The organism is Pelagibacterium halotolerans (assembly GCF_044811015.1).
Lineage (GTDB): Bacteria > Pseudomonadota > Alphaproteobacteria > Rhizobiales > Devosiaceae > Pelagibacterium > Pelagibacterium halotolerans_A.
In genome coordinates this window covers 1,732,665-1,758,019 of record NZ_CP085243.1, presented here as the reverse complement: position 1 = coordinate 1,758,019, position 25,355 = coordinate 1,732,665, and the positions used below count along the sequence as shown (strand labels likewise).

General features: G+C 61.4%; 22 protein-coding genes. 15 read left to right on the top strand and 7 right to left on the bottom strand.

Going from position 1 to position 25,355, the window contains the following annotated elements:
- Nucleotides 1-416: 416 nt before the first annotated feature.
- Both LG281_RS08705 and LG281_RS08700 read right to left on the bottom strand, forming a co-directional pair.
- A complete protein-coding gene (locus tag LG281_RS08705; RefSeq protein ID WP_404406358.1) occupies nt 417-1,052 on the bottom strand; it encodes an NrsF family protein in 636 nt (211 codons plus the stop codon).
- Nucleotides 1,052-1,594, bottom strand: a complete 543-nt coding sequence (locus LG281_RS08700) for a sigma-70 family RNA polymerase sigma factor (RefSeq protein WP_404406356.1) — start codon at nt 1,592-1,594, stop codon at nt 1,052-1,054. The genes LG281_RS08705 and LG281_RS08700 overlap by 1 nt, the downstream gene beginning before the upstream one ends.
- A 212-nt stretch (nt 1,595-1,806) precedes the next feature.
- On the opposite strand from LG281_RS08700, the gene LG281_RS08695 reads away from it, so the two are divergent.
- The 6 genes from LG281_RS08695 (at nt 1,807) to LG281_RS08670 (ending at nt 6,287) form a co-directional block, all read left to right on the top strand.
- Nucleotides 1,807-2,118, top strand: coding sequence for a DUF2282 domain-containing protein (locus LG281_RS08695; protein WP_404406354.1), 312 nt, complete (start codon nt 1,807-1,809; stop codon nt 2,116-2,118).
- Nucleotides 2,119-2,186: 68 nt separating this feature from the next.
- Nucleotides 2,187-3,053, top strand: coding sequence for a DUF692 family multinuclear iron-containing protein (locus LG281_RS08690; RefSeq protein ID WP_404406352.1), 867 nt, complete (start codon nt 2,187-2,189; stop codon nt 3,051-3,053).
- A complete protein-coding gene (locus tag LG281_RS08685; protein WP_404406350.1) occupies nt 3,050-3,808 on the top strand; it encodes a DUF2063 domain-containing protein in 759 nt (252 codons plus the stop codon). The genes LG281_RS08690 and LG281_RS08685 overlap by 4 nt, the downstream gene beginning before the upstream one ends.
- A 5-nt stretch (nt 3,809-3,813) precedes the next feature.
- A complete protein-coding gene (locus LG281_RS08680; RefSeq protein ID WP_404406348.1) occupies nt 3,814-4,296 on the top strand; it encodes a DoxX family protein in 483 nt (160 codons plus the stop codon).
- A gap of 160 nt (nt 4,297-4,456) precedes the next feature.
- The gene (locus LG281_RS08675) at nt 4,457-4,891 is read left to right on the top strand and encodes a peptidylprolyl isomerase (RefSeq protein WP_404406346.1); all 435 of its coding nucleotides are present in this window, start codon (nt 4,457-4,459) and stop codon (nt 4,889-4,891) included.
- Nucleotides 4,892-5,087: 196 nt separating this feature from the next.
- Nucleotides 5,088-6,287, top strand: coding sequence for a GNAT family N-acetyltransferase (locus LG281_RS08670; protein ID WP_404406344.1), 1,200 nt, complete (start codon nt 5,088-5,090; stop codon nt 6,285-6,287).
- A 650-nt stretch (nt 6,288-6,937) separates the two neighbouring features.
- On the opposite strand, the gene LG281_RS08665 is transcribed toward LG281_RS08670, so the two are convergent.
- Nucleotides 6,938-7,891, bottom strand: coding sequence for a helix-turn-helix domain-containing protein (locus tag LG281_RS08665; protein WP_404406342.1), 954 nt, complete (start codon nt 7,889-7,891; stop codon nt 6,938-6,940).
- 137 nt (nt 7,892-8,028) lie between these two features.
- On the opposite strand from LG281_RS08665, the gene LG281_RS08660 reads away from it, so the two are divergent.
- The 5 genes from LG281_RS08660 to LG281_RS08640 all read left to right on the top strand — a co-directional run bounded on the left by LG281_RS08660 (nt 8,029) and on the right by LG281_RS08640 (nt 15,428).
- Nucleotides 8,029-10,113: an ABC transporter substrate-binding protein gene (locus LG281_RS08660; RefSeq protein ID WP_404406340.1), complete on the top strand. Its 2,085-nt coding sequence runs from the start codon at nt 8,029-8,031 to the stop codon at nt 10,111-10,113.
- Nucleotides 10,114-10,180: 67 nt separating this feature from the next.
- Complete coding sequence (locus LG281_RS08655; RefSeq protein WP_404406338.1) at nt 10,181-11,194, top strand: ABC transporter permease; 1,014 nt, start codon at nt 10,181-10,183, stop codon at nt 11,192-11,194.
- Nucleotides 11,187-12,374 (top strand): ABC transporter permease, encoded by a 1,188-nt coding sequence (locus LG281_RS08650; RefSeq protein ID WP_404406336.1) that lies wholly within the window; start codon nt 11,187-11,189, stop codon nt 12,372-12,374. Before LG281_RS08655 ends, LG281_RS08650 begins: the two co-directional genes overlap by 8 nt.
- Before the next feature lie 10 nt (nt 12,375-12,384).
- Nucleotides 12,385-14,046 (top strand): ABC transporter ATP-binding protein, encoded by a 1,662-nt coding sequence (locus LG281_RS08645; protein WP_404406334.1) that lies wholly within the window; start codon nt 12,385-12,387, stop codon nt 14,044-14,046.
- A gap of 17 nt (nt 14,047-14,063) precedes the next feature.
- A complete protein-coding gene (locus LG281_RS08640) occupies nt 14,064-15,428 on the top strand; it encodes an alpha-glucosidase/alpha-galactosidase (RefSeq protein ID WP_404406332.1) in 1,365 nt (454 codons plus the stop codon).
- A 59-nt stretch (nt 15,429-15,487) separates the two neighbouring features.
- Here the strand turns inward: LG281_RS08640 and LG281_RS08635 are convergent, their stop codons facing one another.
- The 4 genes from LG281_RS08635 to LG281_RS08620 all read right to left on the bottom strand — a co-directional run bounded on the left by LG281_RS08635 (nt 15,488) and on the right by LG281_RS08620 (nt 19,215).
- The gene (locus LG281_RS08635; RefSeq protein ID WP_404406330.1) at nt 15,488-17,029 is read right to left on the bottom strand and encodes a tryptophan halogenase family protein; all 1,542 of its coding nucleotides are present in this window, start codon (nt 17,027-17,029) and stop codon (nt 15,488-15,490) included.
- A 114-nt stretch (nt 17,030-17,143) separates the two neighbouring features.
- Nucleotides 17,144-17,437, bottom strand: coding sequence for a type II toxin-antitoxin system RelE/ParE family toxin (locus LG281_RS08630; protein ID WP_404406328.1), 294 nt, complete (start codon nt 17,435-17,437; stop codon nt 17,144-17,146).
- Nucleotides 17,425-17,697 (bottom strand): CopG family ribbon-helix-helix protein, encoded by a 273-nt coding sequence (locus tag LG281_RS08625; RefSeq protein WP_404406326.1) that lies wholly within the window; start codon nt 17,695-17,697, stop codon nt 17,425-17,427. The genes LG281_RS08630 and LG281_RS08625 overlap by 13 nt, the downstream gene beginning before the upstream one ends.
- A 75-nt stretch (nt 17,698-17,772) precedes the next feature.
- Complete coding sequence (locus tag LG281_RS08620; protein WP_404406324.1) at nt 17,773-19,215, bottom strand: alpha-glucosidase/alpha-galactosidase; 1,443 nt, start codon at nt 19,213-19,215, stop codon at nt 17,773-17,775.
- Between the two features lie 104 nt (nt 19,216-19,319).
- On the opposite strand from LG281_RS08620, the gene LG281_RS08615 reads away from it, so the two are divergent.
- The 4 genes from LG281_RS08615 (at nt 19,320) to LG281_RS08600 (ending at nt 25,179) form a co-directional block, all read left to right on the top strand.
- Entirely contained in the window at nt 19,320-20,189 is an 870-nt protein-coding gene (locus LG281_RS08615; protein WP_404406322.1) for a helix-turn-helix domain-containing protein, read from the top strand.
- Nucleotides 20,190-20,298: 109 nt separating this feature from the next.
- Entirely contained in the window at nt 20,299-21,228 is a 930-nt protein-coding gene (locus LG281_RS08610) for an ArsR family transcriptional regulator (protein WP_404406320.1), read from the top strand.
- A gap of 121 nt (nt 21,229-21,349) precedes the next feature.
- Nucleotides 21,350-22,861: an alpha-N-arabinofuranosidase gene (locus tag LG281_RS08605; RefSeq protein WP_404406318.1), complete on the top strand. Its 1,512-nt coding sequence runs from the start codon at nt 21,350-21,352 to the stop codon at nt 22,859-22,861.
- A gap of 413 nt (nt 22,862-23,274) precedes the next feature.
- Nucleotides 23,275-25,179: an ABC transporter substrate-binding protein gene (locus LG281_RS08600; protein ID WP_404406316.1), complete on the top strand. Its 1,905-nt coding sequence runs from the start codon at nt 23,275-23,277 to the stop codon at nt 25,177-25,179.
- Nucleotides 25,180-25,355 lie beyond the last annotated feature (176 nt).

The window sequence follows — 25,355 nt, the reverse complement described above, 5'->3', positions numbered from 1 at the left end:
GAGGTGCGAGGCAAAGCCTCGCCTCGAACCACGAGGGCGTGGCACAGGGCCGAAACGATGTGTGGATACTGTAGGACTTGATCGGGGGCCCATCAGCGCTTTGCCGATCCGGGATCGTCGTGCGATGCACGGCAGTGCCACCGACCCTTGCCGTGCCGAATGGTGAGGGCGTCGGGTGCATTGGGTTGGCAACGGGATCGTCGCGGTCTCCCCATCCGGTATGCGCCCGGTTTCAGGCAGCGCATTGCGCAGCACATCCAATTCGGGCGCGCAAACGCTGATAGGCCCCCGATCAAGTCGGGGGCGGCGGTGGGGAGGTGGAAGCGCCAGAGCCAGAGCCAGAGCCAGAGCCAGAGCACGCCTCTATCCGGGAAGATAGCACATCACTTCAGGCGATCGGCCTGCGGGCTAGCCATTTACCAGCGCGCGAAAATCCGTCCCAGCACCGCCCCAAGCACGACCAGCATCGCTATCGCGAGCGGGTACCACGTCATGACGAAGAGCGGGGAATCGTCGATGCAATGCGCCGCATAGAGCGTGGCCGCGATACCGCCAGCGACAAGGCCGGCAACGCCGCCGGCGAGGGTCGGGCGGGTCGGCGCCGCGCGCCGCAGCGCGAGAATGAGTGCTCCGACCGGCGCGAGCCCGATGATCGGGATGAAGGTGAGGCAGACGACCGAGTTCTTGCCGATCTGTGCCATCTGCCAGGTGTCAGGGGGCAGCGCGATAAGCTCAAGGATGACGGCAGCGATGCCGAGCGCGGGCGCAAGCGCCAAAAGGCTCCAGTGGGGCCGTTTGGCGCCGGGGACAGCCAGGGCACGCAGCATGACGAAACTCGTGACGCCGAGAACGCCTGTCAGGACGAACTTGAAATCGAAACGGATCGTCTGGATAGCGCTCCAGAAATCCGGACGCGGGCCGATGGTGCCAAAAAAGACAGCGAGGGCGAACAGGGCCGCGCAGACGAGAGCAATCGCCCAGACCGAATCGAGGCGCGGCCCCCGCGGAGGGGCGTCGGCAGCCAGGGCAGCGATGAGATCGTCGGTCTTCATCAATCTATCTTCCCAAACTTCGCCGCGATTGCCGCAAGCCCCCGGTGGAGCGCGACGCGAACCGCGGTTTCCTTCATGCCCAGCGTCGTTGCCGTCTCGGAAATCGAACGGCCCTCGACGCTGATCGCGGCAACGACCTTCCGTTGGCCATCCGAAAGGCTCGCCAAAGCGCGTTCGATGTCGCGCTCGCTGGCGGTTTCGGGTTCATCGGCGGCCAGCACATCGGCAAACTCGTCGATATCGAGGGTGACCCTTTGTCCGCGGCGCCGGAAGGCATCGATGACCTTGTAGCGCGCAATGGCATAGATCCAGGGCAGGATGGGGGCCTCGGGGCGCCATGTATGCCGTTTGAGATGCACTGCCAAGAGCGTCTCCTGCACGATATCCTCGGCATCGATCGCCGAGCCGGGCCCGAGCTTGCGGGCAACAAGACCACGCACCAGCCCTGCGATGTCGCGCAGGAGTTGGTCATACCCCGTCGTGTCCCCGGCTATCGCCGCACGCATGCGCGCGGCCAGCTCGTTATCTTTTTGCGGCGTCACCACCACTCCTCAATACGTTTGCGTCCCGGCAGATGTTACGCGTCGGCGTGCAAAATCGACGAAACAGCATTCACAAGGCAATCACAAGCCCGTGAGGCGGAAAACGGGGCGTAACAAACATCTTCACGCGTCGAAATGGCGATTATGGCGCCGGACTTCACCGGTGGCCTCTCAAAAGACAAACGTTCAATGCAGTCAAAGGAAGAGACCTCATGAATCGTCACATCACTTCGCTCGCCCTGGCAACATCGCTGGCCGCCGCCATCGGCGCCGGCTCCGCCGTTGCGCAGGACTCGATGGCTTCGGATGCCATGGCAGGCGATATGGTGCAGTGCTACGGCGTTGCGCTGGCCGGCCAGAACGATTGCGCCGCGGGCCCCGGCACGACCTGCGCGGGCACCGCGAGCGTCGACTACCAGGGCAATTCCTGGAAGTACGTGCCCGCCGGCACTTGCGAAACCATGGACCTGCCGGGCGGGCGCATGGGCAGCCTTGAACCGCTCGACCGCGATCTGCCGGCGTAAGGCTGGTGCCGCGGGTAGGGCGCATGAGGGTGCCCTACCCATTTTCGATGCCGACGAGGGGAACGATCATGCCGCTTTCAGCGCCATTGCCCAATCGCGCAGGGCTCGGACTAAAGCCCGAACACTACGCGCAGATTCTCGAACACAAGCCGGAACTGGGGTTCTTCGAGGTCCATGCGGAAAACTATATGGGCGCGGGCGGGCCGCCCCATCGCTATCTGGAGGCGATCTGTGCGCATTATCCGCTTTCGCTTCACGGCGTGGGCCTCTCCATCGGCGGAGAGAAGCCACTCGATAAAGAACATTTGAAGCGCCTGCGGTTCCTGATCGATAAATACAGCCCCGCTTCATTCTCCGAGCATCTGGCATGGTCTACCCACGATACGGGCTATTTCAACGACCTTTTGCCACTGCCCTATACTCCAAAGACGCTCGATCAGGTCTGTGCGCACGTTTCGCAGGTACAGGACGCGCTCGGGGTCAGAATGCTGCTCGAAAACCCCTCGACCTATGTGCTCTTTGAAGAGAGCACCATCGACGAGATCGATTTTATGGCCGCGATTGCCCAGCGCACGGGCTGCGGGCTGTTGCTCGACGTCAACAATGTCATGGTTTCGGCGGTCAACCATAAGCGCGACCCCTTTGCCTATGTCGAGGCGTATCCGATCGACGAGGTAGGGGAGATCCATCTTGCGGGGTATGACGAAACCGAGGACAGCGCCGGCGAGCGGCTTTTGATCGACGCCCACGGATCGGCGATCCGGCCGGATGTGTTCGAGCTCTTCCTCTTCACGCTCAAGCGGACCGGCCCCAAGCCGGTGCTTGTCGAATGGGATAACGACGTGCCCGATTTCGATACGCTTTATGCCGAGTCCCGACGCGCGCAGGCTGCGCTCGATGCGGCTGCAGGGCGGGAAATGAGGGCCGCGCAATGAGCGCGGTGGTTTCTCAGGATGCGTTCGCCGCCGCGCTTGCGGATCCCGCGAGGGCGTTGCCCGACGGGGTCACATCGGCACGCGGCGAACCGGACCCGCTGCGATTCGCGGTTTACCGCAACAATGTGCATGTGAGCCTTGTTGAAGCGCTCGGCAAAGCGTTTCCGGTGACCCGCCGGCTCGTGGGCGCGGATTTCTTCAAGGCGATGGCGCGCGTCTATGTGGGAGAGACCAAGCCTGCTTCGCCGGTCATGCTCTTTTATGGGGAGACCTTCCCCGATTTCATCGCAGGCTTCGAGCCCGCGGCGTCCCTTCCATATCTGTCTGACGTCGCGCGGCTCGAATACGCCTGGACAGAGAGCTATCACGCCGCCGACGCGGCGCCACTCGGGCTTTCCGATATCGCCGGGATCGCGCCCGATGCCCTTGCGGCGGCGCGGCTCGAACCGCATCCGGCGGCGCGTCTCGTTGTCTCGGCCTACCCCGTCGGCGCGATCTGGGCGGCGCATCAAAGCGAAGCGGTGGGGAAGCTTACGGAGACCGATGCGCAAACCGTCCTCGTCACCCGGCCCGGCACCGAGGTCCGCGTGACAGCGATACCCACAGCGGACAGCCGGTTCGCGACCGCGCTTTTCACCGGAGCGACGATCAACGACGCGAGCGAAGGCGGCCAGAACGCGCACGGCTTCGACGCCGGTCGTGCGCTGGTCGGGCTTATCGGTCTCGGTGCCTTCGGTGCCATCAACAAGGAGTAGTTTCCATGACCACGGTGAACCCCATGCGTACCCGCCTCATCAATCGCGCCGACGCGCTGCTTGCGGCTATTCCCCCGTCCCTTGCGTTGCTCGCGTTGCGCGTGGCGCTCGCGGTGCCGTTTTTCCGCTCGGGGCTCACCAAATGGGACGGCTTTTTAAGCCTTTCGCCGTCAGCGCGGCTCCTCTTCGAGCAGCATTTCAAGCTCCACATCTTCGGCGCGGCTTATGCGTATCCTTTCCCCGGCGTCATGGCTTTCGTTGCCGGGGTTGCCGAGATCGTCCTGCCGGTCCTGCTGATACTGGGGCTCTTTACCCGCTTCACCGCGCTGGGCATCCTCGCGATGACGGCGGTCATTCAGCTTACGGTGCCCGAGGGCTGGGCCAATTTCCATCTGCCCTGGGCCGCGATGGCGCTGACGCTCGCGACGCTGGGTGGCGGTAATGTCGCAGCGGATCGGCTCTGGATGCGGGAACTTAAGCGCAGCTGACGGTTTACATCTGTGTTCTGAGGCTTACAGTTGGAGGTGCCGTCCGCGTTCGTGGCACTTTTACGCTGCGGCGGACTTTCGCGGGATCCGGTTCGTTTTGTCGTGCGCGAAGTACGCTTTTCCGGTCCCAACACAAACGCAAGCATATGAAGGACACAGCATGACCCAGGCAAAGCACGGGGACACTGTGCGCATCCATTATACCGGCCGGTTGACCGACGGGACCGAGTTCGACTCCTCGAAAGATCGGGAGCCGCTCGAGTTCCAGCTTGGATCGGGTCAGATCATTTCGGGCCTGGATAACCAGGTGCAGGGAATGAACGAGGGTGAATCTGCAACGGTGACGATCCCGGCCGACGAGGCTTATGGCCAGCATCGGCCCGAGGGCGTTCAGACCGTGCCGCGCGAGCGCATCCCCGAAGGCGTGGATGTTTCCCCCGGCGCGCGCCTGCAGGCAACCGGCGCGGATGGCCGCGCGATGACCCTGACGGTGGTCAACTCGACCGAGGAAGAGGTGACCGTCGATGCCAATCACCCGCTCGCGGGCAAGGATCTGGTTTTCGACGTGGAACTCATCGAAGTCGTGAACGGCTGACCGGTCGCGATTGATCGCCGGCTGGGCCGACCGCCCGGCAAGGCATGCAAGGCCCGCCCGGTACATGCCTGGCGGGTCGTTGCGCTTTTGTTAACCATGCGAGCCGGTTTGCCCGTTATTCACACGGCTGTTTTCAGCTTTCCATAGCATTTTGGGCCCAGTATCCGCAGCGATTTCCGATGCATGGGTGCGATCTATGGCAATTCAGGCAGTCTACGGCCAAGCGGCAGCCGGGCACACGGCCGACGCGGTCGAAGGGCTCGACGTCGCCGTGTTCGATACGCTCGATACGGTCGAACCCGTCTGGCGCGAACTCGAAGCGCGCGCCGTTCTGACGCCCTATCAAACCTTCGACTGGATCCGGGCGTTCCGGATCGCGGGGTTTTCCCCCGGCGCTAAGGTCCGGGTCATCGTGTGGATGGATAGCGGGAAGCCGGTTGCGCTGCTGCCGCTCGAAATCTCCTCACGGTTCGGCGTCCGGATCGGACATGTCATCGGCATGGAGATTTCCAACGGGGACAGCCTCGTCTACGACCCGGCTTATGCCGACCGGCTGACCCCGCGCGTGCTCAAGGCGGCGTTCAAGGCACTCGGCAAGACCGGGGCGGCTGTGGACATCGTTAATTTCCATTGCCTGTTCGCCGGCGAAACGGAGCGCCGCAATCCGTTGCTGGCCTTCCCCCACGCACCATCGCCCGACCATTTCTACTTTTGCACCTTTCTTGAGGCCGACGGACATTATATCGACGAGGCGCTTCCCCGTAAGCGTCGCACCAATATCAGACGCTCGATGCGGCGGCTCAACGAGAGCTTCGGCGAACTACAGCTCCGCCAGGCGACGACCGAAGAGGAGATCGATGCCCTCCACGCGATCTTCCTCAAGCAGCGCGGCAAGCGTTTCAAGCAGATGGGGGTCGAGAACATCTTCGCCCGCCCGGAATTCGAAGTTCTGTTCAAGACAGCCGCGCATTCCGGTCCGGATGGCGGGACACCCGTCCTGAGCTATCATGCGCTTTATGCCGGCGAGACTGTCGTCGCCACCAGCATCGGGGTTTCCGCCAGCAAGCATTATTCGCAGTACATCAACTCGACCACCGATGGAGAGGCCGCGAAATACGCGCTCATGGGCGTGACGCTCTCGTTGCTCGTCGATGAGTTACGCGCCAAAGGCATCGAGAGCTTCGACATGGGGCTCGGGGATTTCGACTACAAGACGGAATGGACGTCTCGCCATACGGTCTATGACAGCGTTGTCCCCGTGTCGGCCCTGGGGCAGATCGCCGCGCCGATGCTGCGCGCCGCGCGGCGGGCGAAGCGGACGATCAAGCAGAACCCGGCACTGTGGAGCCTCGCGCGTAAGGTCCTCGCCTTCAAGGCGCGGCGGGCGGAGGGGTAGGGCGTGTCCGAACGGACCCGAAGGCCCGCGTAAGCGAAAAAGTGGCAACCACTTGTTCTGGACACAATTGCGCATTCGCGCAACATCTCCTCCCCCCACCGTCAGGGCAATCGGGTGAAACCAACCTCTCCCCCCTCCGGTGTCGCCCCCGACTTGATCGGGGGTCCATCAGAGCTTTGTTAATCCGGGATCCTCGTGCGATGCACGGCGGTGCTGCCGATCCTTGCCATGCCGAATGGTGAGGACATCGGGTGCATTGGGCTGACAACACGCCCCTCGCGGTCTCACCATCCGGAACGGACTCGGTTCAAGGCAACGCTTGGCATCGTACGACCAATTCGGGCACCCAAACGCTGATAGGCCCCCGATCAAGTCGGGGGCGGCGTGGGAATGGTGGAGGCGCTGGAGCATACCTCTATCAAGGTAGAGAGAAGGTCCCTTCACCCGATTGCCCTCCCCCACCGTCATCCTCGCGCTTGACGCGAGGACCCGCTGCGTCGCCACATTCCCAACTGAAGTTGAATGCCCGCCCCCAAGCTATGCGCATCACCCCTGCTGCGGAACGCGGAGGGTTTGTGGTCCTCGCGTCAAGCGCGAGGATGACGGTGGGGGGAGGGCGGCATTGTGCGCGAATATGCAACTGTAAAAAGTTAATACACCTTTTCGCTCCCCGGCAAATAGCCGCTCGCCGCGAGGCTCTTCTGCATTTCGCGGGGCGTCATGCCATAGGCGGAGCGGAAATGTTCGTAGAACTGGCTTTGTGAGGAAAAGCCGGATTCATATGCCACATTGGCAATCGACATCGAATTGGCAAACAAAAGCGAGCGGGCCCGGATGAGCCGCATCCGGATGACGAATTTCTGCATCGCGATGCCCATGACGCTCGTGAACAGGTTGAGCGCGTAATTGGGGTGTAGGCCGACGACTTTGGCAACGTCCTTGCTCGTTAGGGGCTCCGAGAGGTTTTCAAGGATGTGGCGCACCATCGCGACGACATAGCGGAGCGGTGTACCGGTGCGCGTGCCCTTCGCGTCAGGCTCGATCCACGGATCGAGCAACGTATCCCAACCGACCATCGCTGTCCGGCGGAGCATGCTGGCGATTTCGGATTTGAGAATGTCAGTGCGTTCGGCGTTGCCGCTGCGATAGTCGCTGTACCAGCGTTCAAGCAAGGCGGTATCGACGGCATCCCGGGGCAGCATGATGACACCGCCACCCATCATCGTCTCGGTGAGGGAACCGAGCCCCGGCATATAAAGGAACGAGTCGAGCGAAAGGTAGATATTGCACTGACGGCTTTCGTGCGACGGCCCCCGGTCGATGGAAACGGTCTGGTGCGGGATGCCCGCCCAGAACATAATGAGCCGTCCCGAAGGCACGGTAATGGCGCGCTCATCGAAGAGATAATCCATCTGCCCTTCGGTGAGCCAATTGAACTCGATATGCCCATGCCAATGCTCGCGCGGCATGATCTGGGGAGCGAACCAGCGGATACCGAAACGCCCGAAGGCGCGGGTATGCGCATAGAATTTCCGGTCGGGCCTGGGGACGGGGGCAGCACTCGGCGACTTGCGGGCCAGTGTCGAATTTGTGATTTCAGTCATGGCTATCGATCTTTAAAACCCGGAAGAAGTGTTTAACAATACGAATTGTCATACTTTTTGCAAGTCCTACGATTGAGGGTGCAGCGATGGGGTTGAGGAGACCCTGCGCATGTTCATCGTATGGATTGGGAGGACATATGCGAAAGCATCCTATAGCCCTTACCGGGGCAAGTCTGCTTATGGGGATTTCGGCATTTGCCGTTTATGCCCAGTCGGTCGAACCGACGACACCGCCACCGCCGCCGGAATTCGCCGCCCAGAGCGAGCCGAACTTCGTCGGCATTTCCGATATTTTCGAATTCCGCGCGCTCGACAGCTATTCCGAGCCAGCCTGGATCACCGAGAATTTCGTCAATGAAGGCAAGTTGCCGCCGGTCGAGGAGCGTCTGCCCGTCGAACCGATGGTCTACAAGACCGCCAACATGCCCGACGGGATCGGCGAATATGGCGACGTCATGCGCCACGTCATCGGCGGCCGGCCCGAAGGCTGGAACTATATCGGTGGCCAGTCCCAGGGCTGGGGCGGCATCGATATCGGGATGTATGAGTGTCTGACGCGCACAGGCCCCTTGTTCATGGTGCGCGCCGATGAACTCGAACCGCTCCCCAACCTCGCCAAGAGCTGGGAATGGTCCGAGGACGGGCATGAGTTGACCATGCACCTGATCGAAGGTGCGAAATGGTCCGACGGGGATCCGTTCGATTCGGAAGACATCATGTTCTACTGGGAGGACAACGTCCTCGATCCGAACGTCTCCCCGCTCAATGGCGCGACGCCCCAGAGCTTTGGCGAGGGGACGACCCTCGAAGCGATCGACGAGTACACGATCAAATGGACCTTCCAGGAGGCGTTCCCGACCCAATATCTTTATCAGATGGCTTATGGCACCTTCTGTCCTGGCCCGAGCCACATCCTGAAGCCCGAGCATCCCAAATACTCGGATAACACCTACGAAGAATACAAAAACGCCTTCCCGCCCGAATACCTCAATTTCCCGGTAATGGGCGCCTGGGTGCCGGTCGAGTACCGTCCCAACGACATCATCGTCCTGCGGCGTAACCCCTACTATTGGAAGGTCGACGAAGAGGGGAACCAGCTTCCCTATCTCGACGAGATGCATTATCGCCTCTCGACCTGGGCTGATCGCGACGTGCAGGCGGTTGCCGGTTCGGGCGACTTCTCCAACCTCGAGCAGGCCGAAAGCTACGTCGAGGCCCTGCGCCGCTCTGCCGATGACGACGCGCCTGCCCGTCTACAGTTCGGCGCCCGCACAATCGGTTACGCGTTGCAGATGAATATGTCGGGCAATGGCTGGGGTGATCCCGACGCCCGCGCCCAGGCCGTGCGTGAGCTCAACCGCAATCTCGACTTCCGCAAGGCCATCACGATGGCGATTGACCGGCAGTGGCTCGGCGACGCGCTTGTGCGCGGTCCGTTTACCGCCATCTATCCGGGCGGGCTTTATGCCGGCACGGCTTATTACGACGCGGAATCGACGGCGTACTATCCGTATAACTTCGAGGAAGCCCAGGCCCTGCTTGACGGTCTCGGTCTGGTCGATACCGATGGGAACGGCGTGCGGAACTTCCCCGAAGGCACAGCCGGCGGGCAGGACGTGGAGATCACGCTTCTGGCCAATACCGACTACGCCACGGACACCAACCTCGCCGAGGGTGTGATCGCCATGATGGAGCCGCTGGGGCTTCGGGTCATCGCCAACTTCCAGTCCGGTAATGCCCGCGACGACATGCAGGACTCCGGTCAATTCGACTGGTCCGTCATGCGCCAGCCTGCCGAGTACATTTCGGTGGTTCAAAACACCGTCGGCCTGGCCCCGGTTGGCCTGCGCAATCACCAGTTCCACCGCGCGGGTTCGGACGGTACGCTCGATCTGCTGCCGTTCGAGGAGGAACTCGTCGATATCGTCAATGCGTTTGTCGCAACCGACGATAATGCCGAGCGTGCCGAACTCATGAAGGAGTATCAGCGGATCTTCACCGAGAACGTCTACTCGGTCGGCCTGACCCAGTATCCCGGTGCGCTGATCATCAACAAGCGCTTTGCCAATATCCCTGCAGGCGCGCCGATCTTCATGTTCAACTGGGCGGAAGACAACATCATCCGCGAACGGGTCTATGTGCCCGCGGAAGATCAACCCGGTTACGAGCTGCACCCGCAGACCCTGCCCGACGTTCCGGGCGGCAACGGGCCGGTTTCCTAGCTCCTCCCTAGCCAGAGGCAGGGGGATTTTATTCCCCTGCCTCGCCACCGATTGAAGGGCCGCGACCATGTTCCGATTTTTGGCTGCGAGAATACTGGGTGCAATTCCGCTGCTCCTGCTTCTCAGCGTCGTTACGTTCGCCATCATCCAAGCGCCTCCAGGCGACTACGGCGACTACATCAAGTCGATGCTGATCAATCAGGGCGGCGCAACCATTGAGCAGGCAGAAGCGCAGGCCGAGGCCTATCGCGAGGCCAACGGGCTCAACGATCCGCTCGTCGTTCAGTATTTCCGCTGGATCACGGGCATCGTGACGCGCTTCGATTTCGGGCATTCGCTCTACTACAACAAGCCTGTCGGCGACGTGGTTGCCGAACGCCTGCCCGCGACCATCATGCTCGCGCTCACCTGCCACATTCTCGCATCGATTTTCGGCATCACGCTCGGCGTCGTCGCGGCGACGCGCCAATATAGCTGGGTCGATACGCTTCTGGGGTTCTTCTCGTTCCTCGGCATGACGATCCCCCGCTTTCTGCTGGCGATCATCATTCTTTATCTCCTGGTTTTCCGATTGAACGTCTCGGAAGTCGGCATGTTCTTTTCCGCGCGCTATGGCGGCGCGCCGTGGAGTTGGGACAAGTTCGTCAACCTCGTCCAGCACATCTGGCCTGTCGTCTTCATCGCGACCTTTGGCGGGCTCGCCTACAATATGCGCGTAATGCGCGCCAACCTGCTGGATGTTTTGAACGCGCAATATATCGAAACCGCGCGCGCCAAGGGCCTGCCCGAGGGCACGGTCATCATGCGCCACGCGGTCCCCAATGCGCTCCATCCGCTGGTCGCCTATCAGGGTGTCGTGATGCCCTATATGCTGACCGGTGAAATCGAGGTTGCCATCGTCTTCGGCCTCGCCACCGTCGGTCCCGCCATCGTGGGCTCGATGGGGGTCGGTGACGTCTTCGTCACCGCGACCTTCATGCTGGTGCTCGCCACGACGCTGATCATCGGCAACATCATCGCCGATATCCTGCTGGCGCTTCTCGACCCCCGCATCCGCCTGGGAGGGGAGAAAAATGACTGATGTGAAACACCACGCCACCCCGCCCCTGCCGTCGGACGCCGGGATCGGCGCCGCGCCCGGCCCGGAGATCGAGGAAGATATCGATACGCTCGAGGACCGCTTCGCGCGCGGCAATGAAGGTTATGCCAAGCTTGTCTGGCGGCGCTTCCGGCGCTCGACCATGGGCATGATCGGGCTGGTGCTCGTCGTTGCGCTGCTGCTCATGGCCGTGTTCGCGGATTTCTTCGCCCCCATGGACCCCAAGCGGTCCGAGCTGCCCTTCGCGCCGCCCGACATGATCGCGTTTCAGGACCCGCAGGGCAATTTCAGCCTCATTCCCTATGTCTATCCTATCGGGGAGACCGGGGAACTCGATCCCATCACCTTCCAGCCCCTGACCGGACCGGTGATGGACGATCCGACGCCCACGGGCTTTTTCGTTCAGGGGTACGAATACCGGCTGTTCTGGTTCATCCCGGCGAATATCCATTTCTTCGGGACGACGGACGGCCGCCCGATCCAGCTTCTGGGGACCGACAAGTTCGGCCGCGATATCCTCTCGCGCGGCATTGTCGGCTCGCGTATTTCGCTGATGATTGCCCTTGCCGTGGTGACGATCACGACTATCGTCGGCACGCTGGTGGGGATCACGTCGGGCTATATCGGCGGGCGGTTCGATACGTGGCTGCAACGTTTCGTCGAGTTCGTGCTCGCCTTCCCGCAGCTGCCGCTCTATCTGGCGCTCACCTCGCTGGTCCCGGTGACCGCGCCGACCAACGTGTTCATCGCCTTCGTCATCGGCGTGATGGCGGCGATCGGCTGGGCGCAGCTTTCCCGAGAAGTGCGCTCGAAAACCCTGGCGCTGGCGCGGATCGAATATGTGCGCGCCGCCATTGCGGTGGGCTCTGGCGATCTGCGGATTATCGTGCGGCATATTCTGCCCAATGTGCTCAGCCACGTCATCGTCGCGGTGACGATAGCAATTCCCACCGTGGTGCTGCTCGAAAGCTTTTTGGGCTTTCTGGGCTTTGCCGTGAAACCGCCGCTCATCTCCTGGGGGCTGATGCTCCAGGACACCGGCACCTTCTCGGTGATCGGGTCGTATCCATGGATCCTCTCCCCCGTGGTGTTCGTGCTGATCACCGTTTTCGCCTTCAACGCGCTCGGCGACGGGCTGCGCGACGCCATCGACCCGTATTGAGGAGGAAGACATGACACACGATACTCTTGCACCCTCCGAACGGCACGACCTCGGCACGCATGGCCGGGAACTGATCCTCGATGCGCGCAACGTGGCTGTCGACTTCAAGGTCGAAGGCGGCACCGTACACGCGGTCAGGGACGTCTCCTTCCAGCTCCACAAGGGCGAGACCATCGCGCTTGTGGGGGAATCGGGGTCGGGGAAATCGGTGACCGCGCGCACGGTGATGCGGCTTCTGACCAAGCGCGCGACGATCCTGCCGGGCACGAAGATCACATTGAAAGGCCAGGATATCGTTGCGATGAGCGACCGCGAGATGCGCAAGCTCAGGGGCAACGACGTCGCGATGATCTTCCAGGAGCCGATGAGCTCTTTGAACCCGGTCTACACGATCGGCCAGCAGCTCTGCGAAATTCTGCACCTGCACAACAAGATGTCGCGCAAGGAGGCGATGGATCGCGCGCGGGAGCTCCTCGAAGAGGTGCAAATCCCCGAACCGGCGGCACGCTTGAAGCAGTATCCGCACCAGCTCTCGGGCGGACAGCGCCAGCGCGTGATGATCGCCATGGCGCTCGCCAACCGGCCAGAGGTGCTCATCGCGGACGAGCCGACGACGGCGCTCGACGTCACGGTGCAGGCGCAGATTTTGCACCTCATCAAGGATTTGAAAGACCGCTACGGCATGGCGGTGATCCTGATCACGCACGATCTCACCATCGTCCGGCAGTTCTCCGAGTACGTCTATGTGATGCAGAACGGGGCGGTGCAGGAGCACAACGAGACCGAGGCGCTCTTTGCCAATCCCCGCCACGCCTATACGCGGCATTTGCTGGCCTCCGAGCCCAAGGGCGTCGCCAATCCGCTTGTCGGAGAGCACGATACGGTGCTCGAAGGCAGGGATGTGCGGGTCTCGTTTACGCTGAAGCGTGGCGGGTTCTTCAAGCCCGACTATTTCGATCTCGTCGCGGTCGACAACCTCGACATCAAGCTCCAGCGCCATGAAACGCTCGGGCTGGTGGGCGAATCGGGGTCGGGCAAGACGACCTTCGGGCAGGCGCTCATCCGCCTGATCGGCAATCAGGGCGGCGAAATCTTCTTTGATGGCCAGCCGATCCACGGCTTCGACCGCAAGGCGATGCGGCCCTTGCGTTCCCGGATGCAGGTGGTGTTCCAGGATCCCTTCGCCTCGCTCAATCCGCGCATGTCGATCCGCCAGATCATCGAGGAAGGGCTGATCGTCAACGGGATTGGCGCGAACACCAAGGACCGCGTCAATCGCGTGCGGCAGGCGCTGGTGGATGCCGGGATGCCCGACACGATCCTCAATCGCTTCCCGCACGAATTCTCGGGCGGCCAGCGTCAGCGCATCGCGATTGCGCGCGCCATCGCGCTCGAACCCGAATTCATCCTATTGGACGAGCCGACCTCCGCGCTCGACCTTTCGGTACAGGCCCAGATCATTGCCCTGTTGCGCAAGCTGCAGGACGAGAAGGGCCTCTCCTACGTCTTCATCTCGCACGACCTCAAGGTCGTCCGCGCCCTGTGCCATCGCGTGATGGTCATGCAATTCGGCAAGATCGTCGAAGAAGGGCCCGTCAGCGAGGTGCTGACCAACCCCAAAACGGAATACACGGCCCGGCTCGTCCGCGCCGCATTCGAAATCGCTGCCTGAATACGGAGTCTTTTTCCATGGCACATCCCAAGATTGCATTCATCGGCGCCGGCTCGACCGTCTTCATGAAGAACATCGTCGGCGACATCCTCCAGCGTGAGGCGCTTTCGGGCGCGCATGTGGCGCTGATGGACATCAACCCCACCCGGCTCGAGGAGAGCGAGATTGTCGTCTCCAAGATCATCAAGGCGCTTGGAGTCTCGGCAACCGTTTCGACGACGCTCGACCGGCGCACGGCCCTCGAAGGCGCCGACTTTGTTGTCGTCGCGTTCCAGATCGGGGGCTATGAGCCGTCGACGGTGATCGACTTCGAGATCCCCAAGAAATTCGGCCTGCGCCAGACCATCGCCGATACGCTCGGTGTGGGCGGCATCATGCGCGGCATCCGGACGGTGCCGCACCTCTGGGCGATCTGTGAGGACATGCTCGAAGTATGTCCCGAGGCGATCATGCTCCAGTATGTGAACCCCATGGCGATCAACACCTGGGCGATTGCGGAGAAATATCCGCAGATCAAGCAGGTCGGGCTCTGCCATTCCGTGCAGGGTACGGCGCACGAACTGGCGCGGGACCTCGGCATTCCGCTTGAGAAAATCCGCTACCGCTCGGCGGGCATCAACCACATGGCGTTCTATCTCAAATTCGAGGAACGCATGGAGGACGGGTCCTACCGCAACCTCTATCCGGACCTGCTCCAGGGCTATCTCGAAGGCCGACTGCCCAAGCATCGCGCCATGCCGCGTTGCCCCAATAAGGTCCGCTACGAGATGCTGCGCCGGCTCGGTTATTTCGTCACCGAAAGCTCCGAGCATTTCGCCGAATATACGCCCTATTTCATCAAGGAGGGCCGCGAGGACCTCATCGAGAAATTCGGCGTGCCCCTCGACGAATATCCCAAGCGCTGCATCGAGCAGATCGAGCACTGGAAAGGCCAAGCCGAAGAATACCGCAATGCCGAGACCATCGAGGTCAAGGCCAGCCACGAATACGCGTCCGAGATCGTCAATGCGGTCTGGACCGGGCAGCCCGCGATCATTTACGGCAATGTGCGCAACAATGGCTGCATCACCTCGCTGCCGGCGAACTGTGCGGCCGAAGTGCCGTGCCTCGTCGACGCCTCGGGTATCCAGCCCACCTATATCGGCGAGCTGCCGCCGCAGCTGACCGCGCTGATGCGCACCAACATCAACGTGCAGGAACTGACCGTCAAAGCGCTCATGACCGAGAACCGCGAGCACATCTACCACGCGGCGATGATGGACCCGCACACGGCGGCGGAGCTGGATCTCGACCAGATCTGGAAGCTCGTCGATGCGCTCCTGGAGGCGCATGGCGATATGCTGCCCGAATGGGCACGGGTTGATCGGAAGCGGGTGGCTTAGCGTCTACCGCAACTGGTACATTGGACCGGCGCGGGCGCGCAAAGCGTTCGCTCCGGCCGCTACCCCATCTCCCGCACCAGCCGTAGAAACTCCGCATGCCCCAGCGCCTTGGTGGCGGCTTGCTTGTATTCCTTGACCAGCCCGTCATAGGTTTTCTTGGCGAAGCTGCGCAGCTTGGGGTCGCGCGCCATTTCGGCCTTCGCGACCTCCCGGTCCAATAGCCCCAGCCCGTCGAGCACCGGGTAGTAGAGCTGCGTTTCGATATGCGGCAGGCCATCGAGATAATCGCGGAAATGCGCGCGGCGTGGCATTTCCTTTTGCCAGCGTTCGAACCGCGCACGGGTCTCCGGGTGGATGCGCTGGGCACGGACCTCGCGCCAGAAGGGGGTGTCGTCGCGCTCCGTCATATAGTGCATGTTGACGAAGGTTCGGAAATCATCGACCTGGCGGCCGATGCGGGCGTTGTAATCGTCACGGTGCGCGGGCGTCATTCTTGCCGGATCGTCGAGGAAGCGGCCCGCGAAGAGCATCATTTGGACGATGGTGCCGTGGATCGAAGTGGATTCGAGCGGTTCGAGGAAGCTCGAAGAGAGCCCGACCGCGAGGCAATTGCCCAGCCACGGCGTCTCCAGCCTCCCGATGGAAAACGGAATATCGCCGCGCGTTTCGATGGGATGACCCAGAGCGGTTTCGACTTCGGCTTTCGCTTCGTCAGGCGTGAGAAACGCATCGGAATAGACATAGCCGCAGCCATAGCGGAACTGGGTGGGGATCTGCCACATCCAGCCTGAGCTTTGGGCCCAGGCGCGGGTATAGTTGGCGATCTCGGCGCCCTCTTCGATATCGATCCAGAAGGGCAGGGCGCGGTTGACCGGGAGTTCTTCGGCATAGGATTTCCACGCCGCGCCGAGCTCCTTGACGATCAACTGCTTGCGGAAGCCCGTGGCGTCGATGAAGAAATCGCCGGTGAGTGTGCTGCCGTCGTCGAGGACGAGTGCGGCGATATCGCCGGTTTCGGAATCGCGTTCGACGCCGGAAACCAGCGCGTCGACGACCTCGACGCCTTGAGATTTCGACGCGAAGAACTTACCGACGAGCGCCTGATCGAAATGATAGGCATGGTGGAAGGGGCCGAGCGGGATCAGCGAGCCATCCGGCTTTTGTGCGTACGGGGCTTTCTTGCGTTCGAGCAGCGGCCCGAACATGTGCATGTCGGCGACCGGCTTGCCGGCGGAAACCGCATAGACGTTGAGATAATCGTCCGGCGTTCCGCGCGGGACCGCGACGACCTGATGGGGATCGTCGATGGGGCCGAAATAGCTGTAGCCCTTGCGGCGCCAGTCCTCGTGCTTGATGCCGAGCTTGAAGGTGGCTTCGGTTTTTCTCAAGAATTCGAATTCGTCGATACCGAAATGCTTGATGAGCACGCGAAACGCCGCGGTCGTCGCCTCGCCCACGCCGACCGTGGGGATCTTCGAGGATTCCACGACCTTGACCTTGAGGTCGAGCTTTTTGCGGCGGGCGCTATCCTGGATGATGAAGGCCGCGATCCACCCCGCCGTGCCGCCCCCGACTATGACGAATTCGATAGGTTTTGCCATAGGTTATCCTCTTCCCGCGGGGAAGATTATGGTGATCAGGATGAGGCGGCAAGAGCGTGGGCGGCGGTATTGCCTGGTTTCTTTAGAACCCGGAAAACCTTGGTTGAGCGGTGCTCAATATCCTGCTTCTTTTTGGTGTCGGAAAGCGAGAATGTAGACCGCATCAAGCGAAGGAATATGCCGATACAGTGCAACATATCCCGTATCGCCAAACGGAATGACAAGCTCGCGTAAATCCACTTCGCCATCGAACGGTCGACCGATGTCAGGGCTATGCTGTAGCCGCAAAAGACGATCCTTGATCGCCATTGCTGCCCGGCTCGACGCCCGCGCATTTTTGGTTGCGAGAAATTGGAGACACCGGTTGAGGCCGCGCCGCGCGTCTTCGGTAACGATCAGGTGTGGCACTCAGGGGCATCCTGCTCTTCGTCAGTGCCCCAGGTATCAAGCCAGGCAAAGACCTCCTCGCCGGTGAGGTGTAGTCCGGTTTCCTGGAAGTGCGCCCAAGACGCCAAGGCTTCCTGCTTGAAGCTTTCGCGCGCCTCCTCGCGTTCGACATATTCCCGGATCGCCTCGCGCATGATCCAATGTGCCGAGCGACGGCGCTGCCCGGCGAGCGTCTGAATGCGCGCCTTGAGGTCGTCGTCGATTTTGACCGAGGTTGCCATCGCGTCCCTCTTTATCGAGAGGTAATACCTTTCAATAACATATCACGCGATGGCACCGAGATCCAAGGCCTATCCTCACCCCGCGCTGCGCAATTCCTCGACGCTCCGGACCTTCCGCCGCGCCGCGCCTTCCCATTCGCGGGTTTTGACCGTCGACTTGGCCATGCGGTCCTTCGCCGCCGGGACAGCGTCGGCATATTGTGGGAGCCATTCGGCTTGCGCGACGATCAGTTCGTCGACCATCGCCCAGACTTCGTCCGGCGTGCAGATGGCACCAACGAGCGGGTCGTGCAGGACCGCAAGCTTCAGGAGGTCGATATCACCGGTCATCGCCGCTTCGACGCTCATGCGCTGGACCGAGATCGAGGCCGAGCAGGTGGCCGCGCAGGCGAGCGGCAGTTCGATGCCCTCGATCATGTTGAGACCGAACCGGTCGACGAAACCCGGGCTTTCGATGATGGCGTCTTCCGGGAGGTTCCGGATGATGCCGTTGTTGCGGACGTTGAAATGCCCGCGATAGACGCGCCCGGTTTCGATGGCTTCGATGATCCAGGAGGCGTGTTCGGAGGTGCGCGTGTGCTCGGTGAGCGGCTTGCCAGCCTCTTCGAGGAATTTGGGGAAGTCGGTTTCGAACCAATTGCGCTGTTCGGTGGTGTGCCGCAGATAACCGCCGGTCTCCCCGTGGATCCAGTCGCTCATGTCAATCCAGCGGTGGAGTTCCTCGGGACGCTTGCGGTACCAGGGGAGGTATTCGGAAAGGTGTCCGTTGGATTCGGTCGAATAGACGCCGAAGCGCTTGAGGACGTCGATCCGGACCTTTTCCTGTTTGGAATAGACCGGGTGCTTTTCGAACCCGGCGATCAGTTCGTCTTTCTCGATCTTCCGGCCCTTGGCGCGGATATCGACATACCAGGTCTGGTGATTTATCCCTGCGCAGATGTAATCGAGCTCGTCGAGTTCGACGTTGAGAACCCGTGCGATCTGCTCGGCGCCGTGCTGGACGCCGTGGCACAGCCCGATGGTCTCGACCCCGCCATAGGCGTTGGCCGCCCAGGTGTTCATGGCCATGGGGTTGGCGTAGTTGAGGAATTTCGCGCCCGGTTCGGCGACCTCGCGGATGTCCTTGCAGAAGTCGAGGATGACGGGGATGTTGCGCTGGCCGTAGAGGATGCCGCCTGCACAGAGCGTATCGCCCACGCACTGATCGACGCCGTATTTGAGGGGGATGGAAATATCGCTTGAGAAGGCTTCGAGCCCGCCCACGCGCACACAGCTCATGATGTAGCGTGCGCCGGTGAGGGCTTCGCGGCGGTCGGTTGTGGCGGTGACTTTTGCCGGCAGGTTGTTGACGGACACGATCTTCTCGATGATCTGCCGGATCATGTCGAGATTGTGCGGATTGATATCGGTCAGCGCGATTTCGATGTCGGTGAATTCGGGAACCTTGAAGAGGTCCGAAACCAGCCGCTTGGTGAACCCGACCGACCCAGCGCCGATGATGGCGACCTTGAAGCTCATGAGCTTTCCTCCATACGATATCCGGCATTGCGCCGACTTTCCTTAGCTCTAGCGCAACGATGCCGGACGGTGTAGACAAAGGTTGTGCCAATTAGGGTAATTTCATGCTCTCGGACCTCATCGCCCATGGCCACGGCATGCGCCAGCTCTCGACCGGGAAATCCGATGTCGGGCTCTTTTGCATGGCCGGTGGCGCGGGGTATGAGTTGCGGGTCAACGAGATTTATTCCTGGGACGGATTACGGCGCGGCGATACACCGTTTGCGCTGATCCAGCACACGATCGCGGGGGAAGGGCGGCTCGATTACGCCGGGGCCAACCATCGGCTCGGGCCGGGCGAGACCATGCTGTTGACCTTTCCGCACGCCAATCGGTATTGGCTCGAATACGGCAAGAGCTGGGAGTATTTTTGGATCATCCTCGTTGGTCGCGAAGCGCTGCGGGTCGCTGGTGCGGTGCTCTCGGCCAGAGGGCCGGTGCTGACCCCGGCGCAGGCGGCGGTCGACCGTATGGCGGAGAGTTGCTTGCGTCTGCTGGCCCGTCCCGACGCGACTCCGGGAGAGATGTCTGCCGCAGCTTATGGGGCAGTCATGGCACTTTACGACGAAGCCTTCAGCGCGCCCGCGCCGGTCAACGCGCCGCCACCGCGGATCGAGCGCGCCGTCCGCTTCGTTCATACCCATCTTTCCGGACAACTCGACGTCGATAGCCTCGCGCGGCTCGCGGGACTGAGCCGGGCACATTTCGTACGGCAGTTCACCGCCGCCATGGGCGCGCCGCCGTCCGACTATGTCTTTGCCGCACGCGTTGCGCGGGCCGAGCGCATGCTTCTGGCCACCGATGCGACCGTCAACGAGATCGCAAAGGCGTGCGGGTTCGCCAACGCCAACTATTTCGCCAAGGCCTTCCGGCGCGTGCACGATACTTCGCCGAGCGAATTCCGGCAGAGCCAGCGCCGCGACGGCACGTCCTGAGTATAAAAAGCGACAGCCTTATTGCGCCAGACTAGATTCTATCAGAAAAGCTGATACACCTCGATATTCGATCATTCCGACGGAAAACCGGCATGGGGGCTGGATATTTATGACGCGCAATTTTCTTGTCGTTGACCCGGAAGAGGGGATGGCGGTGCTCAAGGGGCTCGCTTCGCCGGTCCGGGTGAAGATTTTGAAGCTTCTTCACGAGAAGGGGTCGCAGAACGTCAACGACATTGCGCACATCCTCGACCTGCCGCAGTCGACGGTTTCGTCCAATGTCTCGATTCTCGAGGATGCCGGGCTGGTACGGTCGGAAACGCAAAAGGCGCGCAAGGGCAACCAGAAGATCTGCCACTCGACCTTCGACGAGGTGCTCGTCGCCTTCAAGGAGGACATCGCCAAGGTCAAGGGCGGGCATATCGAGGTGTCGATGCCGCTGGGGCTCTATACGAGCTGCGATGTGCTTGCGCCGTGCGGGCTGTGCACGCCGGATGGTGTCGTGGGGCTTCTGGACGTGCCCGACACGTTTCTCGACCCCGAGCGCATGCGGGCCGGGCTGATCTGGTTTACGCGCGGCCATGTGGAATATCAGTTCCCGAACAACGCCAAACTCTCGGATACGGAGATCGAGGCCATTGAATTTTCGATGGAACTGTCCTCCGAAGTGCCCGGCACGAGCGCGGATTGGCCTTCGGACATCTCTGTCTGGGTCAATGGCACCGATATCGGCACCTGGACCTCGCCGGGCGATTACGGCGACAAGCGTGGCGTCTATACGCCGAGCTGGTGGAAGCTCAAGGGCTCGCAATACGGGAAGCTCAAGACCTTCCGGGTCACCAAGGACGGCAGCTATGTCGACGGGCTGAAGATATCCCCGGTGACCCTCGCCGATCTCGATATCAGTGCCCATCACTCGATCCGCCTGCGCGTCGGCATCCGCGACGACGCCACACGGCCCGGCGGGATCAACATCTTCGGGCGGGGCTTCGGCAATTACGACCAGGACATCGTGATGCGGATCTATCAGGCGCGCTAGGAGTCCGATCGGCCCGTCAAACTATTTTGCCGCCCATGCAAACGGTGCGTTGACAAGCGCGATCCTATCAATCATTAATTCCGATACATATCTAAAATCCTGCGATAAAGGGGAGGGGGCAATGAAAGCTGCGGCGGTTGCTCATAAAGATTTCACGGTGTCCAAGATCGACGACCGCGTCTATGGCGCGTTTCTCGAGCACCTCGGGCGCGCGATCTATTCGGGTATCTACGAGCCCGATCACCCGACCGCCGACGCAAACGGGATGCGCGCGGATGTGATCGAGCTCGTCAAGGAGCTCGATGTGCCCGTGGTTCGCTACCCCGGGGGGAACTTCGTTTCCGCCTATAACTGGGAAGACGGCATCGGGCCGAAAGAAGAGCGTCCGGTGCGGCTTGACCTCGCCTGGCATACCTCCGAGAGCAACGAGGTCGGCGTCCACGAATTCGCTGACTGGTGCGATTCGGTTGGCACCGAGATGATGCTGGCGGTGAATCTCGGCTCGCGCGGGCTCGATGCGGCGCGCAATTTCGTCGAATACGTCAACCACCCCGGCGGCAGCTACTGGAGCGACTTGCGCAAGAAGAACGGGCGCGAGGAGCCTTGGAACGTCAAGCTCTGGTGCCTGGGCAATGAAATGGACGGACCCTGGCAGATCGGCCACAAGGATGCCGAGGAATACGGCAAGCTCGCTGCTGAAACCGCCAAGGCGATCCGGGCCTTCGATCGGTCGCTCGAACTGGTCGTCTGCGGTTCATCCAACTCCGACATGCCATCCTACCCCGATTGGGAAGCGACCGTACTCGAGCACACTTATGACGAGGTCGACTACATCTCGCTGCACATGTATTTCGGCAACCGGGATAACAACACCGCGAAATATCTGGCGCTGAACGAGAAGCTGGACGACTACATCGAGGCCGTTTCCGGGGTCATCAAGTTCATCAAGGCCAAGCGGCGCTCGACAAAGGACGTCTATATCTCGTTTGACGAGTGGAACGTCTGGTACCACTCCAACGCGCAGGACCGGAAGATTCTCGAGGGCAATGACGGGTGGCCGCACGCCCCGGCGCTCTTGGAGGATATCTATAATTTCGAGGATGTGTTGCAGGTCGGGCTCATTCTCAACACCTTCATCCGGCGTTCGGACGTGGTGAAGATCGCCTGCATCGCCCAGCTCGTGAACGTCATTGCGCCGATCATGACCGAGAAGGGTGGACCGGCCTGGCGGCAGACGATCTATTACCCCTACTACTTCGCCTCGCGTTTCGGCCGCGGCACGGCGCTCAATGTGTCGGTCGATTGCCCGACCTATGACAGCGAGGACTACAAGGGCGTGCCTTATGCCGACGTTTCGGCGGTGCATGACGAGGAAGCCGGGACGGTTACGGTCTTTGCGGTCAACCGGCATGCGAGCGAGGCGGTGGATCTTGAGCTCGATCTGCAGGGGTTCGGCGATCTCAAGGTCATCGACCATCAGGTGATGACACATGCCGACCTCAAGGCGGTGAATTCCAAGAGCAAGATGGACGAGGTTGCGCCGAAAAAGGGCGAAGGGGCATCGGTTTCCGATGGAAACCTGGCGGTTTCTCTGCCGGCCTATTCGTACCAGATGGTGCGGTTAGGGCGGTAGGGAGCGACCGTCGACGCTCTGCGGACCGGTGCGCACTCTTCCCCTTCTCCCCCTTGAGGGAGAAGGTGGCCGCGAAGCGGTCGGATGAGGGGTGCCTGCGGCGCTTCGAAAAGCACTGCGTCAGCACCTTGTCGCTACCGCGCACCCCTCATCCGACCCTCGCTTCGCGAGGCCCACCTTCTCCCTCAAGGGGAGAAGGGAAAAGGGGAAGGTCGTGAGCGTCGCGAACTTCGCATAAACATGTGCGTTTCAAAGCTTTAATGACGGCGTGGGAGGTGCATCGCCTCCCACGCCATTTTGCATTCATATCGCGATATCCGATTTATATCATATAATATGTTGACAGGATCGCATCCTGCGCTAGCATGCTTTCTGGAATGCTTGAGGAGGCATTCTTCTTAAGGGAGGATATTATGCGAAACTGGAAGACGCTTCTGGCGTCGGTCGGTCTTGTGTCGGCCATGCTGTCCGGCGCCGTTCTGGCGCAGGAGGGGGGCGAGGCCCCGCCGATCGAGGATCTGCCGCGCGAGCAAACGCTCATTCTTCAAAATCCAGAGGGGGTCATCAATAACCCCGGCTGGTTCAACATCTGGGTCAATGGCGGCGGCGGCTGGTCGACCGGCCTGCACCAGTTGATGATGGACACCCTGTGGTTCATCGATCCCAATGCGGGCATCGACGGGGTGACGCATAATTCGCTGACCACCGGGCCGGCGGAATACAACGACGATTTCACAGAGATGACCGTCCACCTGCGTGACGACATCTACTGGAGCGACGGTGAGCAGTTCACCGCGGACGACGTGGTCTTTACCGTCGAAACGCAGATGAACACTCCGGGCATGACCTGGAGCGGCGCGTTCTCGACCCAGGTCGAAAGCGTTGAAGCGGTGGACGATCAGACCGTTCACTTCACGCTCCAGAATCCCAATTCACGCTTCCACGCAGTCTTCTCGGTGCGCTGGAACGCCGCCTGGATCATGCCCGAGCATATCTTTTCCGAAGTCGATGACGTTCTCTCCTACGACTTCAACCCGCCGGTTGGCCTGGGGCCCTACACGCTCCACAGCTTCGATCCCAACGGCACCTGGTACATCTGGGAAAAGCGCGAGGACTGGGACCGCACCTCGGTCGCGGACTTCGGCGAGCCTGCCCCGCAATACGTCATCTACCGCAACAATATGCCGATCGATAACCGGCTCATCGAGATGCGCAACGGCAATCTCGATATGATCCATGACCTCTCGCCGGAGGGCATGTTCTCGATCGTCGAGCAGGAAGACGACGTGCGCGGCTGGTTCCCGGGCTTCCCCTATGCGCACCCCGATCCCACGCTGCCAATGGTCATCTTCAACCATCAGGACGAGAAGTTCCAGGACCGCCGTGTGCGCTGGGCCCTTGCGCTGATGCTCGACGCGCGCGGGATCTCGATGGCGAGCTATCGCGGTGCGGCGACGCTTTCGGCAATCTCGATCCCGCCGACGGGCACGCATCCGGACGACTATCATGCGCCCATGCAGGAAGAGCTCATCAATTTCGAGCTCGATACCGGCGAAAGCGTGATCCAGCCGTACAACCCGGATATCGGCCTGCAGATTGCCGATATGGTTCGGCCTCAATTCGGCGACGACGTCCCGACCGATGAAGAGGAAATCCGCCGCGCCTTCGGCTATGGCTGGTGGAACCAGAACATCGAGGCAGCCGGGGAATTGCTGCGCAGCGCCGGCTTCACCCAGCAGGGCAATGATTGGTACATGCCCAATGGGGAGCGGTTCACCTTCACCCTGATGGTGCCCTCCGAAGGCGTGATCAACCGTCTGGGCACGATTGTTGCGCAGATGTGGACACAGGCCGGTGTCGAGGTGACCCCGGAAGTCGCGCCCGACAGCTGGGACCGGCAGGCCGCCGGCGATTATGAAGCCAATGTGGCCTGGGCCGTCGAGACATGGGGCGGTCACCCCGACCTCTCCTTCTTCCTCGACAGCTACCATTCCGAGTACATCGCCGAACCTGGCGAACTGCAGCCCGCGCGCAACTGGATGCGGTGGGAAAACCCCGAGCTCGACCGGATCATCGAGGAAATCCGCACCGTGGACTTCACCGATGTCGAGCGCAATATCGCGTTGGGCAAGGAGTTCGTGAGGTTGCACCTTGAGGAGATGCCGAACATTCCGATCATGTCCTACAACGTGTTCGTAGCGCTCTCGGAACGGTATTGGACGGGCTATCCGACAGCGGAAAACCCCTACGCCAATCCGGTCAACAACTGGGCCAATGCCCGGTACATCCTGACCCAGCTTGAGCCGGTCGGGAATTAGTCTCCCTAGCAAGCACGCGGATGCCCGGCTGGCGCCGGGCATCCGTAAACGGGCCAAGACCCGCGATGCTGAACGATGTGATCGGGACGTTTGTATGAGTGTGAAAGCCATCGGGTTGTGTGGACCCCTTGCGGTTCTTGATCGGGCGCCCGCCCTCCCCCCACCGTCACCCTCGC